General features: G+C 40.2%; 22 protein-coding genes, 1 tRNA gene and 1 pseudogene. All 24 read left to right on the forward strand.

The features are described 5' to 3' along the window. Positions 1–133 precede the first annotated feature (133 nt). The 24 genes and pseudogenes from GWI68_RS07100 (at position 134) to GWI68_RS07215 (ending at position 14610) form a co-directional block, all read left to right on the forward strand. Positions 134–1300: a 5-methyltetrahydropteroyltriglutamate--homocysteine S-methyltransferase gene (locus tag GWI68_RS07100; RefSeq protein WP_064720844.1), complete on the forward strand. Its 1167-nt coding sequence runs from the start codon at positions 134–136 to the stop codon at positions 1298–1300. A gap of 512 nt (positions 1301–1812) precedes the next feature. Next, entirely contained in the window at positions 1813–2022 is a 210-nt protein-coding gene (locus tag GWI68_RS07105) for a hypothetical protein (protein WP_115350920.1), read from the forward strand. Positions 2023–2093: 71 nt separating this feature from the next. After that, positions 2094–2342, forward strand: a complete 249-nt coding sequence (locus GWI68_RS07110; RefSeq protein ID WP_115350921.1) for a hypothetical protein — start codon at positions 2094–2096, stop codon at positions 2340–2342. Between the two features lie 65 nt (positions 2343–2407). Next, a tRNA-Pro gene (locus GWI68_RS07115) sits at positions 2408–2480 on the forward strand. Between the two features lie 99 nt (positions 2481–2579). Then, positions 2580–2897 (forward strand): phage holin, lambda family, encoded by a 318-nt coding sequence (locus tag GWI68_RS07120; RefSeq protein ID WP_115350922.1) that lies wholly within the window; start codon positions 2580–2582, stop codon positions 2895–2897. Further along, positions 2890–3309 (forward strand): structural protein, encoded by a 420-nt coding sequence (locus GWI68_RS07125; RefSeq protein ID WP_036934635.1) that lies wholly within the window; start codon positions 2890–2892, stop codon positions 3307–3309. The genes GWI68_RS07120 and GWI68_RS07125 overlap by 8 nt, the downstream gene beginning before the upstream one ends. 199 nt (positions 3310–3508) lie before the next feature. Next, positions 3509–4086 (forward strand): annotated as a pseudogene (locus GWI68_RS07130) (phage antirepressor N-terminal domain-containing protein). Positions 4087–4123: 37 nt separating this feature from the next. Continuing rightward, the gene (locus tag GWI68_RS07135) at positions 4124–4531 is read left to right on the forward strand and encodes a lysis protein (protein ID WP_224215380.1); all 408 of its coding nucleotides are present in this window, start codon (positions 4124–4126) and stop codon (positions 4529–4531) included. A gap of 192 nt (positions 4532–4723) precedes the next feature. After that, positions 4724–4987 (forward strand): hypothetical protein, encoded by a 264-nt coding sequence (locus GWI68_RS07140; RefSeq protein WP_208105137.1) that lies wholly within the window; start codon positions 4724–4726, stop codon positions 4985–4987. A 536-nt stretch (positions 4988–5523) separates the two neighbouring features. Then, a complete protein-coding gene (locus GWI68_RS07145) occupies positions 5524–5829 on the forward strand; it encodes a hypothetical protein (protein ID WP_166539739.1) in 306 nt (101 codons plus the stop codon). A gap of 103 nt (positions 5830–5932) precedes the next feature. Next, positions 5933–6280: an HNH endonuclease signature motif containing protein gene (locus GWI68_RS07150; RefSeq protein ID WP_115350923.1), complete on the forward strand. Its 348-nt coding sequence runs from the start codon at positions 5933–5935 to the stop codon at positions 6278–6280. A gap of 181 nt (positions 6281–6461) precedes the next feature. Beyond that, the gene (locus tag GWI68_RS07155) at positions 6462–6956 is read left to right on the forward strand and encodes a phage terminase small subunit P27 family (protein ID WP_161706117.1); all 495 of its coding nucleotides are present in this window, start codon (positions 6462–6464) and stop codon (positions 6954–6956) included. Further along, positions 6953–8683, forward strand: a complete 1731-nt coding sequence (locus GWI68_RS07160; RefSeq protein ID WP_123822423.1) for a terminase large subunit — start codon at positions 6953–6955, stop codon at positions 8681–8683. The genes GWI68_RS07155 and GWI68_RS07160 overlap by 4 nt, the downstream gene beginning before the upstream one ends. Beyond that, the gene (locus tag GWI68_RS07165) at positions 8680–8841 is read left to right on the forward strand and encodes a hypothetical protein (protein WP_006533924.1); all 162 of its coding nucleotides are present in this window, start codon (positions 8680–8682) and stop codon (positions 8839–8841) included. The genes GWI68_RS07160 and GWI68_RS07165 overlap by 4 nt, the downstream gene beginning before the upstream one ends. Beyond that, complete coding sequence (locus tag GWI68_RS07170) at positions 8831–10060, forward strand: phage portal protein (protein ID WP_166539816.1); 1230 nt, start codon at positions 8831–8833, stop codon at positions 10058–10060. The genes GWI68_RS07165 and GWI68_RS07170 overlap by 11 nt, the downstream gene beginning before the upstream one ends. After that, positions 10050–10655: an HK97 family phage prohead protease gene (locus tag GWI68_RS07175; protein ID WP_006533922.1), complete on the forward strand. Its 606-nt coding sequence runs from the start codon at positions 10050–10052 to the stop codon at positions 10653–10655. The genes GWI68_RS07170 and GWI68_RS07175 overlap by 11 nt, the downstream gene beginning before the upstream one ends. Positions 10656–10670: 15 nt before the next feature. Beyond that, positions 10671–11894 carry a phage major capsid protein gene (locus tag GWI68_RS07180; protein WP_109409667.1) on the forward strand — a complete coding sequence of 408 codons (1224 nt, stop codon included), beginning with the start codon at positions 10671–10673 and terminating at the stop codon, positions 11892–11894. An 88-nt stretch (positions 11895–11982) separates the two neighbouring features. Further along, entirely contained in the window at positions 11983–12285 is a 303-nt protein-coding gene (locus GWI68_RS07185; protein WP_166539871.1) for a head-tail connector protein, read from the forward strand. Positions 12286–12293: 8 nt separating this feature from the next. Beyond that, complete coding sequence (locus GWI68_RS07190) at positions 12294–12617, forward strand: phage head closure protein (protein WP_166539817.1); 324 nt, start codon at positions 12294–12296, stop codon at positions 12615–12617. Then, a complete protein-coding gene (locus GWI68_RS07195) occupies positions 12614–13054 on the forward strand; it encodes an HK97-gp10 family putative phage morphogenesis protein (RefSeq protein WP_023582509.1) in 441 nt (146 codons plus the stop codon). Before GWI68_RS07190 ends, GWI68_RS07195 begins: the two co-directional genes overlap by 4 nt. Further along, complete coding sequence (locus tag GWI68_RS07200) at positions 13051–13386, forward strand: hypothetical protein (protein WP_161751972.1); 336 nt, start codon at positions 13051–13053, stop codon at positions 13384–13386. The genes GWI68_RS07195 and GWI68_RS07200 overlap by 4 nt, the downstream gene beginning before the upstream one ends. Before the next feature lie 65 nt (positions 13387–13451). Further along, the gene (locus tag GWI68_RS07205) at positions 13452–13919 is read left to right on the forward strand and encodes a phage tail tube protein (protein WP_115350930.1); all 468 of its coding nucleotides are present in this window, start codon (positions 13452–13454) and stop codon (positions 13917–13919) included. 2 nt (positions 13920–13921) lie between these two features. After that, positions 13922–14302, forward strand: a complete 381-nt coding sequence (locus GWI68_RS07210; protein ID WP_088495895.1) for a phage tail assembly chaperone — start codon at positions 13922–13924, stop codon at positions 14300–14302. A 23-nt stretch (positions 14303–14325) separates the two neighbouring features. After that, positions 14326–14610, forward strand: coding sequence for a DUF4035 domain-containing protein (locus GWI68_RS07215; protein WP_123822046.1), 285 nt, complete (start codon positions 14326–14328; stop codon positions 14608–14610). The last annotated feature ends 16 nt before the right edge of the window (positions 14611–14626 follow it).

Here is a 14626-nt window from a genome sequence, read left to right on the forward strand (position 1 = left end):
TCTTTGTCTGCGCTTTTAATTTTTAAAATGAAATAGCTTCATATTAAATATGAAATAGTTTCAATATCCATTTTTTTTATTAATGCTATGTTTGGTAGCAAAATTCTTAATAAGAAAATATAGGATATATTGAATGAGCACTAACATCCCTCCATTTAAAGCTGATGTCGTTGGTAGTTACCTTCGACCTGAATATCTACATAAAGCGCGTAGCGATTATGCTAATGGCACTATTTCTAGCCATGAATTAAAAAAAATAGAAGATAAAGCAATCATTGAGTTAGTAGAAAAGCAGAAAAAAGCCGGATTACATGTTATTACCGATGGTGAGTTTCGTCGTAGCTGGTGGCATTTAGACTTTATGTGGGGATTAAACGGCGTTGAAAAAGCCTTTTTATCTAAAGGATATTCATTCGATGGTATTGAAACTCGTCCAGAGACGGCTCGATTAACAGGGAAAATCTCTGGAAATAACCACCCTTTTATTGAACATTTTTCATTTTTGTTGAAATTTGCTGAAGATAATATTGTTCCTCGTTTAACGATCCCAGCACCAGCTCAATTTTTCAAAGAGCTTTATCGGCCAGAGAATTTAGATAGCACTAATGTAATTTATTCTTCAAAAGATGAGTTAATTAACGATATTATTGGTGCTTATCAAGAGTTCATAAAAGAGTTATATCTTGTAGGGTGTCGTAATTTGCAATTAGATGATTGTACTTGGGGCATGATGGTTGATTCTCGATATCACAACTCAGGTATTGCTGAGAGCGAAAGTGTAAATAGTTGCTCATGCCATTCAGATCATACTGTAATAAGCAATGATATAAACTCATTAGCGGAAACGCTTGTTTATTTGAATAATGAAGCTATTAAAAACGCACCATCAGATTTAGTGTTAACAACGCATGTTTGCCGAGGTAATTATCGCTCTACATGGGCAGCTAGTGGTGGCTATGGACCGATTGCTGAGATCCTTTTTGGAAGAGAAAATGTATCAGCATATTATTTAGAGTTTGATACAGATAGAGCTGGTGATTTCTCCCCGTTATCTTATGTTTCAGGCAATAAAAAAGTTGTTCTGGGATTAATTTCTTCAAAAACTGGAGAGTTAGAGAGTAAACAAAAAGTAATAGAGCGAATCTATGAAGCTAGTAAGTTCGTACCATTAGATCGACTATGTTTAAGTACTCAATGTGGATTTGCATCAACTGAAGAAGGGAATGCATTAACTGAAGAGCAACAATGGGATAAAATTGCATTAGTAAAAGAGATTGCTCAAGAAGTCTGGAAATATTAATCCCACAGACTGAAAACGTTATTACTCATAAGACTCTATATATCGTGAGATTATTGATAGTTTTTTCAAAACCTCGTTTGGCGAGGTTTTTGTTATTTGTGTAATACTTATCTTTGTGGGTAAGTATTAATGGTGTTATCGGTTGTATCGTTATAATTCTTTTGCTAATTTTAAAAAACATAATAATGAAACTAAACATGGAATGAGCGATGGACTACTATTTAACAAACGCAATAAATGGTATAGGGTTCACATTACATAAAGACGCTTGTAAAAAAGTTCTTTTAACCGAGAGACGATTTTATCTTGGATACTATTTTGGAGAATATAATGCTATCCAAGAAGCAAAAAGAGTCACTTCTGGTATGGTGGTTCTTTGCTCTGAATGCATGAAAAAACCACAATAAAACCACTATGAACTCGAATGGCTCAGTAGTATGTGATCTAATAGTAAGTATAATTTAACTAATTAACATATTATCTCTTTGTGTACACAAAAACAGGAGGTATTTATGTATCGTTATTATGTTCACACATCCACTGACAACCATGGAGATTATGAAGTGCATAAAGAAGGTTGTAGTCATTTACCTACTATATTAAATAGAGAGTATTTAGGATTATTTTCTAATTGCACACAGGCTGTTGCTCAAGCAAAGGCTAAAGGTTATAAAACTGCGGATGGTTGTTATTGGTGCTGTCAGGCATGCCATAGATCATAAATAAAAGTGTGTGAGTTAATTAAAGATCGCCTAGGCGGTCTTTTTTATTATCTAAAATAAGGAACGAAATTATGTACGCACTTAAATTAATTACTGAACGTGAAGGTCGTAAAGTGGAAGAAGTCCACTGCTTAGGAGAAATGTACCGCCTAGAGTTTTACCCAGAATCAGAAAATAAAGATATCGTGGCGCGGGTTGAACACACAAAGAAAGATGCTATCCCTTCATTTGATATTAAGCGTACAGATCATGCTTACATTACGACAGTAACAGGTGATACTGTTCGGGTTATTTCCAGAGGCAGAAAAGCTTGCCAGTAAGGTCATTTCGGTGGCTTTTTTTATTTCTACCATTTTGTTGATATCACCGAAATGGTTTCGTATATGCTCCTTTAGTTTCAATATGGTAGAACGGCTATCTTCGGATGGACGGCTTGGGTTCGAATCCCGAAAGGAGCCTCACTTATGCCGACCACAGAATCAATCACAACACCTCACGTTCACACAAGAGCTGTGCGTGGCATCCTATTAACTAATTCCTCCAAATAGGGGGTGAGTATGAGTCATATGAAAGAAACCCCTGAGTTTTGGGATCAAGTATTCCAAGTTATCGACGCCCATAAGGAACAAGGCATTAGCGCAGCGCTAGCAACTAGCATGGCTATTCTACGTGGTAAATACAACGGAGGTGGCTGGAGGAAAACGTTATTTGATGGTGCCATGTGTGCGTTGTTTGCATGGTTTGTAAAGGACCTCTTAACGCTACTTGGACTTAATCATGAATTGGCATATCTGGCTAGTGTATTCATTGGGTATGTCGGTGTGGATGGATTAAGTAAACTCATTAAGGGTAAGGCAGGACTGAAAAATGACTAAACCAGCACGCGGTGAACGCAATAACAACCCAGGCAACATTGACTATAACCCACGTAATAAATGGAAAGGTTTAGTCGGAATTGAAACGGGAGTTCCTAACCCTCGATTCTGTGTCTTTGAGTCGCCTGAGTATGGCATCAGAGCAATTTATAAACTAACTCAAACATATCAACGTAAATATGGTTTGAACTCAGTATCAGCAATTATTAATAAGTATGCACCGCCAGTTGAGAACAACACGAATGGTTATGTTAGCCGTGCATCAAAAGAGATTGGTGTTGGTATTAATGACAAGATAGATACTCAATCAAAGTCAGTTGCTATCTCTTTAGCAAAAGCAATCGTGGGCGTTGAGTTGGGCTATCAACCGTATTCACAAAAAGTCTTTGAAGATGCTTGGTTGTTACTTTAACTCAATAATTAATCCTATCTCATAGCCTCGCATTTGCGGGGCTTTTTTGTATCCACGTTTTACGCACACCGAAAGTGCAAATCACATCGAGCCAATATTTAGGTAATGAGCCTTTGAGGGGATCAGTTAAAGCTGGTGTCGCTTCGATGGGCTGATTTCCTATTTCGGCAAAGGTTCATTACTAAATAAGGTAGACACTATGACTAATACAATTACTGTTCCATTTTATGATAACGAGCTTTATGTTGTTGAGCATAACAATGAGCCGTATGTTCCCATGAAGCCAATAATTGAAGGTATGGGATTAAATTGGGCATCACAGTTTACTAAGTTAAAAAACGCTTTAGTAAAGGTATTGTGGAAATCGCAATACCTTCTAAGGGTGGTGAGCAATCAATGATTTGCCTACAACTTAGAAAACTTTCAGCTTGGATGCTGACTATTTACCCTAACAAAGTTAAACCTGAAATTAGAGGTAACGTTATTCGATTTCAGGATGAATGCGATGATGTCCTTTATCAATATTGGACAGAAGGGGTGGTTGTTAACCCTCGCAAGTTAAGCGTGATGGAACAACTCAATGAAGCTTGTGCTGATTTTAAAAGAGATGAAGCGATTGCGAGTAAGTTTGGCAAAGGGTTAAACGCTTGGAAGGATGTTAAGCCTCAACATGAAAATAAAATTCAGAGCCTAAAAGAAAAAGCAGGGGAAATGGTACTTGATTTTATTTTGATGGAAACGGGTAAAGGTAAAATAACGAGGGGTAGTTGTGAATAAGTTAAAGCCCTGGTTTCCCATTTTATTATGGGGAGCTTTGTGTGTTGCTCTATTCTTTTCAACCAAAGAAATGATTGAGCTTGGTAAAGAGAATAAAGAGCTAAAGAAAACAAACGACTCTCTTGTGGTTGAAATGGCCGATTACGAAAAGCGCATTAACTCACTTCATGAACTTGATACAACACACACGATGGAACTCACAAATGCAAAAGCTGAAATTGATAGGTTGCGCGTTAGTGCTGGGCGTAATCCTGACAGGGTGTACATCAAAGCCGAATGTCCAAAGAGCGCTACCACTTCCACCTCCGGCGTGGCTAATGCAACCACCGCCCGACCTACAGACACCGCTATCAGAAATTATTGGTTACTCCGAGAGCGAATTGCAGAATCAGAGCAAGTGATATTGGGATTACAGGATTATATTAGGACGGAGTGTGTGAACTAAAAAAAGCCCTACGTAGGGTACGAGGGCAAACTAACAAGATATCAATTAAAGTATAGCGATGTTTACTTAGTATAGCTTAGGTAAATATATATACCAGATTGATTATTCTTATCTATCTCCTACCTAAATAAACAGCGCAATATAAAAATAACCCTGTGAGTTTGAGCTCCCACAGGGCTTTCACTAGTATGTGTGAAAACAATAGATTACCAATATCCACTAAGCCAATCTGTTAATAATCAACGTAAGTTTTTAAAAAACAATCTTTCTTTGCCTGTTTGTCGTAGAGCAAGTTACATGGCGGTAGATCATTATCGTCGAAGTTCTCAAGCAAGTAGAAAAGGGCGAATGTTTGACGACTGCTTACATATTGCCAAAGTATGGGCGAATAAATTTGCTAAGGATATGATAAAAATATTTATATCTAGCGCGTTGTTATTTAGACATATTCTGTAAAAATAATAAGTTAACACAGGTTATTCAGCTATATTGGGTATGATTATTTTTTTAATTAATTATTTTAATGGATTTTATTTTCGTTTGTTCTTTGAGTCAGATTTTGTAGTGGCGAGGGAAATCAAGAATACAATAGCGATAATTGTGTATAAAAAATACATAATACCTCCTCGTTTGAATGTGTGTCAGAGAGGCTTTATTATTGATGTAAGGTCATTCGGGAAATAAACATCTATAACAAAAAACTAGCATTCTCACATAAGAATATAAGCCTATATATTAACATTAAAAGTAATTATCGAGAGTGATGTGAGTCTAATTTATATCATGAGTGTAAATTATTTATTTATTAATCATTTGGTTACAGTGAAATAACATGCTGTAATTATCCATTACAAAGAATTGATTTTTTATTAAATTAATAGATGTAATTATAGTAATTAAATTCAATAAATATCATGTATTGAGAGGCGTTGATAGAGTTTATAGAGATAGCCATCAGTTAATAGCTGGTGGCTTTTTTATTGGAGAAGATTATGTCAGATAAAAAAGAGATAGGTGAGTTGATCTACAAAGTCTCAGTAGATACAACTGAGTTAGATAAGTTAGAAGAACAACTCACTCGCATTAAACAACTGATGCAAGATGTGGGTATCAATATCAGCATTAAATCAAAGCAAAGTAACGATTTATTTATTGCAGGCTTAGGTAATTGTTTTATTAAAGATGCTGTTATTGATTCACCAAAAATTAAATTTAGTGCGTCAGGTGATGCGGTATTTAGTGGTGTAATTACTGGCGGTAAGTTAGAACCAGACATCAAGCATTTTCGCAAGCCATAAGTGATTTAAATAACAGAACGTGGTGTGGTCAGAAGTAAAGGTGAGAAATCCCACCTTTAAAATCAATGAGGATTATTCTCCTCTTTAGGTTATAGGAGATCACATGCCACCTCGTATACCTCGCGCGTGTCGTAAACAGGGATGCGCCAAGACAACAACAGAACGTAACGGTTACTGTGAAGATCATCAGAACTTAGGATGGGAAACCCACCAGCGTGGTAAGTCTCGTCATCAACGTGGTTACGGTACCCAATGGGATAAGTTACGAGCTCGTATACTCAAGCGTGATAAGTATCTCTGTCAAGAATGCTTAAGAGCAGGACGAGCCACTGAAGCAAAAACGGTTGACCACATCATTGCTAAAGCACATGGGGGTACCGATGCAGAAGATAACCTACAAAGCCTGTGCTGGCCCTGTCATAGAACTAAGACAGCAAAGGAAGGGAAATAATTCCGTAGCTTAAAGCAACCCTATTATTCATAGGGGAGGGGCGGGTAAAATCCCTACCACTCTCGCCACCTAGGACCGCCCCCTTAAGTCAATTTTTATACCCGCGAAAAATGAAATTAAAACTGGCTAATTGTTTAGCCATATTTATGCATCGGATCCTGAATTATTTGGAGGTTTATTTATGGCTGGCACTCCGGGCAAATCTGGTCGTCGCCCGAAGCCTACCGCCAGAAAAGAATTGGCCGGTAATCCAGGGAAACGAGCGCTCAATAAAGACGAGCCGGTGTTCACACCATTAAAAGGTGTGACGCCACCAGATTGGTTTACCGAAAACAAACTAGAGCTTGCTGTTGTTATGTGGGAAGTCACGATCAAGGAGCTTTGTGGTCAAGGCATATTATGTATTACTGATCTCGCTGTGCTTGAACGTTGGTGTGTCGCCTATCATATTTGGCGTAATGCGGTAATTGCGATCATGCGTGATGGTACTCGCTTAATTGGTGCCACGGGAGGACCAATAAAAAACCCTGATTTAACGACAAAAAAAGAACAAGAAAGTGAAATGGATCGCACGGGCGCAATGCTGGGTTTAGATCCAAGTAGTCGTCAGCGATTAATTGGTCTTGCGGGGCAAAAAAAGCAAGATAACCCCTTTATGAGGATTATTTCATCATGAGCCGTAAATCTTACCCGAACGTCAATGCGGCAAATCAATATGCGCGTGATGTGGTGCGTGGCAAGATTGTGGTATGTCAGTATGTAATTGATGCCTGCCAGCGACATATTGATGATATGGCGCAAGAGAAATCGCGAAAATTTCGCTATCGATTTGATAAGGATTTAGCTGAGCAAGCTGCAAAGTTTATTCAGTTATTGCCACACACCAAAGGTGAGTGGGCATTTAAACGAATGCCTATTACGCTTGAACCTTGGCAGCTATTTATCGTTTGTAGTGCATTTGGGTGGGTTCAAAAAGGAACAAAACTTCGTCGCTTTCGTGAAGTATATACCGAAATTCCGCGTAAAAATGGGAAATCAGCTATTTCCGCAGGCGTTGCGCTGTATTGCTTTACTTGTGATAACGAATTTGGTGCGGAGGTTTATTCTGGTGCCACGACAGAAAAACAAGCATGGGAAGTATTTAGACCAGCTAAGTTGATGTGTAAGCGCACTCCGTTGTTAACCGAGGCATTTGGCATTGAGGTTAATGCAAAAAACATGAATCGCCCTGAAGATGGGGCGCGTTTTGAACCGCTGATTGGTGACCCAGGTGATGGTCAGTCTCCACATTGTGCAATCGTGGATGAATACCATGAGCATGATAGTGACTCCCTTTACACAACGATGCTAACCGGAATGGGTGCAAGACGTCAGCCGTTGATGTGGGCTATCACAACAGCGGGTTATAATATCGAAGGACCTTGTTACGATAAGCGCCGTGAAGTGATCGAAATGCTCAATGGAACAGTGCCTAATGATGAATTATTTGGTGTCATTTATACCGTTGATGAAAAAGATGATTGGACTGATCCGAATACACTAAAGAAAGCTAATCCCAATATGGGGGTTTCTGTTTATAGTGAGTTTCTTATTAGTCAGCAAAATAGAGCTAAAAACAACCCTCGATTAGCCAGTATTTTCAAAACTAAACATTTAAATATTTGGGTTTCTGCTCGCTCGGCTTTCTTTAACATGTTGAGTTGGCGAGCGTGTGAGGATAAAACACTCACGTTAGAGATGTTTGAAGGTCAGTATTGCTATCAAGGTCTTGACTTAGCTAGAAAAATCGATATGAATTCGCGGGTAAAGTTGTTTACTCGTGAAATAGAAGGCAAGCGTCATTATTACTGCATTTCACCCAGTTTTTATGTGCCTTACAATGCAGTTTTTAGTGCTGATATTGAAAATCAGCGTACTGCAGAACGATTTAAAAAATGGGTAGAAACAAAACATTTAACCCTCACTGATGGTGCGGAGATTGATTACCGCGTTATTTTGGAAGATGCAATAGCAGATAATCTCAATACACCCATTAGTGAAAGTCCAATTGATCCTCATGGAGCAACTAACTTATCGCATCATTTAGCCGATGAGGGGCTAAACCCTATCACAATCGTTCAAAACTACACAAATATGTCAGATCCAATGAAAGAGCTTGAAGCTGCAATTGCTTCTGGGCGCTTTCATCATGATGGTAATCCGATTATGACATGGTGTATGGGGAATGTGGTTGGTAAATATCTACCAGGTAATGACGATGTGGTGAGACCCATTAAAGAGCAGAACGAGAACAAAATTGACGGTGCAGTTGCATTAATTATGGCAATTGGGCGAGCAATGCTACATGAAGAGCGTGACTTCCTTTCCTCTTTAGATCCTAACGAAGACCTTTTATTCCTATGAAAAACTTATTACTTGATATCACTGCACTGGCTGGTGTTGGTGCGGTTATGGCGGGGTGTTATCTAAAATATGGTGTTGCTAACACGCTGATTATCGGTGGTTGCATTGCAATAACCTATGCTTTGGCGGTAGCTATGAGGGGGAAACGTGTTAATTGATGCTCTATTTCGCAACGACTCACCCAGTTTAGAGAACCCTAACACACCGATTACGGCTGACTCTATTGATAATGACGGATTATTTACGGCTGATGTATATGTTAGCCCTGAAACATCCATGAAATTAGCCGCAGTCTATGCCTGTATTTATGTGCTTTCATCGTCTATTGCCCAGATGCCACTGCATGTAATGCGAAAGTCGGGTAATAGGGTAGAAACTGCGCGTGATCATCCTTTGTTTTATTTAGTTCATGATGAGCCTAACGAGTGGCAAACCAGTTATAAGTGGCGCGAAACAAAAGAGCGTCATGTGTTGGGTTGGGGAAATGGTTATACCCAAGTTATTCGTAACCGAAAAGGCGAGGTGACAAACCTAGAAGCCTGTATGCCGTGGGAAACCACACTGCTTAATACCGGTGGTCGATACACTTACGGCGTTTATAACGAATTGGGTAACTTTGCTATTAGCCCCGATGACATGATCCATATTCGGGCGTTAGGGAATAATCAAAGAATGGGGATCAGCCCAATCATTCAACATGCGGAAACCATCGGCATGGGTATGTCCGGGCAGAAATACACAAGTTCGTTTTTCGGTGGTAATGCTCGTCCGGCAGGTATCGTCTCAGTGAAGGGTGATTTACAGAAAGACGGCTGGGAGCGACTGAAAGATATGTGGCAAAAAGCTTCCCGAATGTTACGAAGTCAAGAAAATAAAACCATGCTTTTACCTGCCGATCTGGATTACAAGGCGCTGACGGTTTCTCCTGTTGATGCTCAATTGATTGATATGTTGAAACTGAATCGCTCAATGATTGCAGGGATCTTCAATGTGCCAGCTCACATGATTAACGACCTCGAAAAAGCCACTTTCTCAAACATCTCAGAACAATCCATTCAGTTTGTACGGCATACCATCATGCCATGGGTAGTGAACTGGGAGCAGGAATTAAATCGACGCTTGTTTACTCGACAAGAGCGAGTGGCCGGCTTTTATGTGCGATTTAATTTAGCGGGGTTGTTGCGAGGGACACCGAAAGAGCGAGCCGATTTTTATCATTTTGCCATTACAGATGGTTGGATGAGTCGTAATGAGGCGCGTGCCTTTGAGGATATGAATCCTGTTGATGGCCTTGATGAAATGTTAGTGAGCGTCAATGCCACTCAGTCCGCAGGGGGAAAAACAGAAGAATCGAAAGGGGATAACGATGAGCAGTGAAAAAGAAACACGATGTTATGTCGGTGAGGTTCGGGCGGAAGCAGGAGAAGAAAATAAACCGACACATATCGTGGGTTTAGGCTCTGTTTTCGATTCCCGATCTGAGCTTATTTATGGGTTCCGTGAAATCATTAAACCGGGCGCATTTGATGATGTACTCAATGATGATGTGCGCGGGTTATTTAATCACGATCCAAATTATATTTTAGGGCGAACAACCGCAGGCACATTATCGCTTAGCGTCAATGAACGTGGGCTTGTTTACGATATTACGGCACCTGATACACAAACCATTCGTGATTTAGTGTTGGCACCGATGCAACGTGGCGATATCAATCAAAGTTCTTTTGCCTTTCGTGTCGCGCGGGATGGTGAAGACTGGTACCAAGATGATGAAGGTGTCGTTATTCGTGAGATAACACGATTTTCTCGACTCTATGATGTTAGCCCTGTCACCTATCCGGCGTATCAAGATGCAGACTCTGCGGTTCGCTCAATGAATGCATGGAAAGAAGCCAGAGACAGTGGCGATCTCCAAAAAGCAATTAATCAAAAATTGGCGCGTGAGCGTCTTATGACTTTACTCAATGCATAAGGTAATACTATGACTATGAAGCTTCATGAATTAAAACAAAAACGTAACACTATCGCGATTGATATGCGCGCCATTCACGAAAAAGTGGGTGATGGTGTGATGACTGAAGAGCAACGCACTCAATGGAATAAAGCGCAAACTGAACTTGAAAATTTAGATGCTCAGATTCAGCGTGAAGAGCAACTACGCTCATTAGATCAAGATTTGGTTGATGACAAAGAGAAAGAACAGCGTGGTCAACAACCGAATAACCCTGAAACAGAGCAAGCAGAGCGTCGCAATCAAGCGTTTGACCGCTTCCTGCGCTGTGGTTTTGGTGAACTTACTGCTGAAGAGCGTCAAGCGGTAAAAGAGATCCGCGCTCAAGGCACCTCACCTGATGAAAAAGGGGGTTACACTGTTCCTACTCAGATGTTAAATAAGATTGTTGATCAAATGAAAGCCTATGGTGGTATCGCAAGTGTGGCTCAAATTTTATCAACTGCCACCGGTCAAGATATTACGTGGTCAACATCTGATGGTACTAATGAAGAAGGTGAATTACTGGGCGAAAATACCGCAGCAGGTGAGCAAGATGTTGAGTTTGGCACCGCCATTTTAGGGGCCAAAAAATTAACATCGAAAATCATCCGTGTATCCAATGAGCTACTGCAAGATAGTGGTGTGGATATTCAAGCCTATTTGGCTTCGCGTATTGCTCAACGCATTGGTCGTGGTGAAGCAAAATACTTAATTAAAGGTACTGGTACAGGAACACCTCAACAGCCTTCAGGTTTGGAAACTGCGGTGACAGGCACGGTTGAGGCATCAGGTGCATCATTAAACTGGAAAGATATTGCCGAATTAGAGCATGCGATTGATCCTGCTTACCGCAATAGCCCTAAATTCCGTCTTGCCTTTAATGATGATACGTTGAAAAACCTAAAATTAATGGAGGATGCGCAAAAGCGTCCTTTATGGCTTCCGTCTATTTCAGGTGTTGCACCGGCACAAATTTTAGGTATGCAATATGTTGTGGATCAGGCCATCGACAAAATGGAAGCGGGTAAAAAATTCATCTTCTGTGGTGACTTTGACCGCTTCATTTTACGCCGTGTTACCTACATGACGTTAAAACGTTTGGTTGAACGTTATGCTGATTATGACCAAACTGCGTTCTTAGCCTTCCATCGTTTTGACTGCGTACTTGAAGATACTTCTGCAATTAAAGCGCTGGTGGGTAAAAGCGCGACAAAATAGTTTTAAATAACACTGAGTCAATCAAGTACCGCTTAATTGCGGTTTTTTTGTGCCTGCGATCTGGATGGTCGCAGGTATTGGGGGATTTATGCCACTACCCACACTGGAAAAATTGAAGCGACAATGCCGTATTGATGATGACTACACGTTAGAAGATGAGTTATTAATACAATATCTTGGGGCATCGAAAAAACGGGCGGAAACCTATATCAATCGTACATTATACGAAAATGATGTACCTGAAAATGATCCTGACGGTTTAATTATTACCTCTGATATTGAATTAGCGTTAATGATTGCAGTGAGCTATTTCTATGAATACAGAGAAAGCGCGTCGATACCTTCTGCATTCTATGCCCTACTCGATCCTTACCGTTATATCAATTTATAAGGTGTGTTATGAAAATAGGTAAGCTTCGACATCGTATTACTTTTCAAAAATATGTATCAGAACGGTTACCATCAGGCCAACCCCACAACAAATGGATTGATATTGCGACAACGTGGACCGAAGTAAAATATCTTTCTGGTCGTGAGCTGATATCCGCTAATGCTGAAATGTCAGAGGTTACTGTTAGAGTGTGGATGCGTTATCGACCTGATATTAACAGTACCTGCAGAATGGTTTGGCGTGAGCAAATTTATGACATTCAGTCAGTCATCCCTGATGAGAAATTGACTCGATTAGAATTGCTATGCAAACAAGGAGTAAAACAATCATGAATTTGGATTTCTCCGATCTACTCGACTTATCAAGAGAGTTAGATGTTTTAAGCCGAGCTGAAAGTCATCAAGCGATGCGAAAAGCAACCAATGCGGCCGCAACGTTATTACGTGATGAAATCAGAACGTCCGCACCACGAAAGACGGGAAAATTAGCACGAAATATAGTGACCCGTAATCACAGAATGCGCAATAAAGGTGAGGTTTCTTCGGGCGTTTATGTTCGAGGGAGTAACGCATCAGGCACAAACAGCGATACCTCTATGAAAAGTGATCATCCTAACAATGCCTTTTATTGGCGCTTTCTTGAAGAGGGTACTTCTAAAATGGCGCCAAGGCCTTTTATACGTCCCACTTTTGATCGTGAATCGGATAAGGCAGCCAATTTAGCCATTAGCGAATTAAATAGAGCGATTGATGAGGCGCTAGGAAAATGACAGAGGCGGATATCTACGCAATTTTATCACCCGTATTACCTGATAAAGTTTTTCCGTATGTTGCTCCACAATCAAGCCCTGCAATAACAGCGCCTTGGTGTGCCTTCTCTTTGTACGATGTCAAAGGCGATGTACTGAAGGGGCAAGCCGAAACGATGACAAATATTCAGGTTGATGTTTATGCCGATACGATTGATGAGGCGAGAACGCTTCGCTTGTTATTTGCTAACGCCTTAACAAAATTAAGCCCTGTTGAAATTTCAGAAAAACAAGGCTACGAGCCTGATACAGGATTGTTTAGAGCAACATTTGAATGCCAAGTTTGGCAATAGCATCGCCTTATTATTCACACTAAAGCCACCTTCGGGTGGTTTTTTTATGCCAATAGGAAATGAGCATGTCTAGTAAATATGAAAAAACACAAGGCACTAAAATCAGTGTCTCGAAATTACCTGCAACGGAAGTTAACCCTGCTGATGCGGTATTTTTAGGGATTTCTTGTTCAACAAAAGAGATCAGTTATACCGGTGGGCAGAAATCAGATATTGATGTCACCACGCTCTGCTCTGAGGAGCAAGAAGTTACCAATGGATTATCTGCACCTGCAGAGCTCACCATTAATGGTAATTTCACCGATGATGAAGGCCAAGAAACATTACGTACCGCGTATGAAAATGATGAAGTTCATGCCTTTAAAGTGGAGTTCCCTTCAGGGATTGGCTATGCCTTTTTAGCTGAAGTGCGTCAAAACAGTTGGAGTGTTTCTACTTCGGGTGTGGTTTCTGCTTCATTTACCCTACGTTTAAAAGGTAAATCTAAGCCGATTAAAAACGGGACTGTTAATTTAAATGAAGGTAGCGAATAACCATGAAAAAACCGTCATTAAAATCACTGGCTTTAAGTGAAAAGAATGCCTTTCGCACAAAGAAAGTGAATGTTGCTGAATGGGAAAATGCGGTTGTCATGCTTCGTGAACCGTCATCACCTGCATGGATGAAGTGGCGTGAAATTATTCATCATGATAATGCTGAAGATGAACATTCGTTATCTGACATTGAAATTGCACAACGTAATTTACGTGCCGATGTTGTGATGTTTATTGATGTGTTGCGTGATGAAAACGGGGATGTTGTTTTTGATGAATCAGACATCAACGATGTGATGGCTATTTATGGCCCTGTGCATTCTCGTTTATTAAAACAAGCGCTCGATTTAACTATTTCGGTTGATGATGCAGAAAAAAAGTAGCCCAGCCTGATACTTTCTTTTTAATGACATTGGCGCTCCGCATGGGGCGCACTCTTGATGAACTCACTCGCCAAATGAGTTTGAGTGAGCTTCGGATGTGGATGGCTTTTGATCGCATTAATCCCATCGGTGATATTCGCAGTGATATTCAAACCGCACATATCGTTTCTTCTCTCTATCACTCTCAAGGCGGTAAATGCACGCTTTCTGATGTGCTTTTACGGTGGGACCCCAAAGCAACCCAAGAAAGTGATGATGGTTCTAATGATGGGTTAGAGAATTTCTTTCAGTCTATTTCAGAAAATTAATTATTTTTGCGAGGAT

Origin of the sequence: Proteus sp. G2669, assembly GCF_009915245.1 — a bacterium.
Lineage (GTDB): Bacteria > Pseudomonadota > Gammaproteobacteria > Enterobacterales > Enterobacteriaceae > Proteus.

Excerpts from the sequence above, each read along its gene's own strand:
- GWI68_RS07100 (WP_064720844.1), top strand. The coding sequence starts at position 134 with ATGAGCACTAACATCCCTCCATTTAAAGCTGATGTCGTTGGTAGTTAC.
- GWI68_RS07105 (WP_115350920.1), top strand. The coding sequence starts at position 1,813 with ATGTATCGTTATTATGTTCACACATCCACTGACAACCATGGAGATTAT.
- GWI68_RS07110 (WP_115350921.1), top strand. The coding sequence starts at position 2,094 with ATGTACGCACTTAAATTAATTACTGAACGTGAAGGTCGTAAAGTGGAA.
- GWI68_RS07120 (WP_115350922.1), top strand. The coding sequence starts at position 2,580 with ATGAGTCATATGAAAGAAACCCCTGAGTTTTGGGATCAAGTATTCCAA.
- GWI68_RS07125 (WP_036934635.1), top strand. The coding sequence starts at position 2,890 with ATGACTAAACCAGCACGCGGTGAACGCAATAACAACCCAGGCAACATT.
- GWI68_RS07145 (WP_166539739.1), top strand. The coding sequence starts at position 5,524 with ATGTCAGATAAAAAAGAGATAGGTGAGTTGATCTACAAAGTCTCAGTA.
- GWI68_RS07150 (WP_115350923.1), top strand. The coding sequence starts at position 5,933 with ATGCCACCTCGTATACCTCGCGCGTGTCGTAAACAGGGATGCGCCAAG.
- GWI68_RS07155 (WP_161706117.1), top strand. The coding sequence starts at position 6,462 with ATGGCTGGCACTCCGGGCAAATCTGGTCGTCGCCCGAAGCCTACCGCC.
- GWI68_RS07160 (WP_123822423.1), top strand. The coding sequence starts at position 6,953 with ATGAGCCGTAAATCTTACCCGAACGTCAATGCGGCAAATCAATATGCG.
- GWI68_RS07165 (WP_006533924.1), top strand. The coding sequence starts at position 8,680 with ATGAAAAACTTATTACTTGATATCACTGCACTGGCTGGTGTTGGTGCG.
- GWI68_RS07175 (WP_006533922.1), top strand. The coding sequence starts at position 10,050 with ATGAGCAGTGAAAAAGAAACACGATGTTATGTCGGTGAGGTTCGGGCG.
- GWI68_RS07180 (WP_109409667.1), top strand. The coding sequence starts at position 10,671 with ATGAAGCTTCATGAATTAAAACAAAAACGTAACACTATCGCGATTGAT.
- GWI68_RS07185 (WP_166539871.1), top strand. The coding sequence starts at position 11,983 with ATGCCACTACCCACACTGGAAAAATTGAAGCGACAATGCCGTATTGAT.
- GWI68_RS07190 (WP_166539817.1), top strand. The coding sequence starts at position 12,294 with ATGAAAATAGGTAAGCTTCGACATCGTATTACTTTTCAAAAATATGTA.
- GWI68_RS07195 (WP_023582509.1), top strand. The coding sequence starts at position 12,614 with ATGAATTTGGATTTCTCCGATCTACTCGACTTATCAAGAGAGTTAGAT.
- GWI68_RS07200 (WP_161751972.1), top strand. The coding sequence starts at position 13,051 with ATGACAGAGGCGGATATCTACGCAATTTTATCACCCGTATTACCTGAT.
- GWI68_RS07205 (WP_115350930.1), top strand. The coding sequence starts at position 13,452 with ATGTCTAGTAAATATGAAAAAACACAAGGCACTAAAATCAGTGTCTCG.
- GWI68_RS07210 (WP_088495895.1), top strand. The coding sequence starts at position 13,922 with ATGAAAAAACCGTCATTAAAATCACTGGCTTTAAGTGAAAAGAATGCC.
- GWI68_RS07215 (WP_123822046.1), top strand. The coding sequence starts at position 14,326 with ATGACATTGGCGCTCCGCATGGGGCGCACTCTTGATGAACTCACTCGC.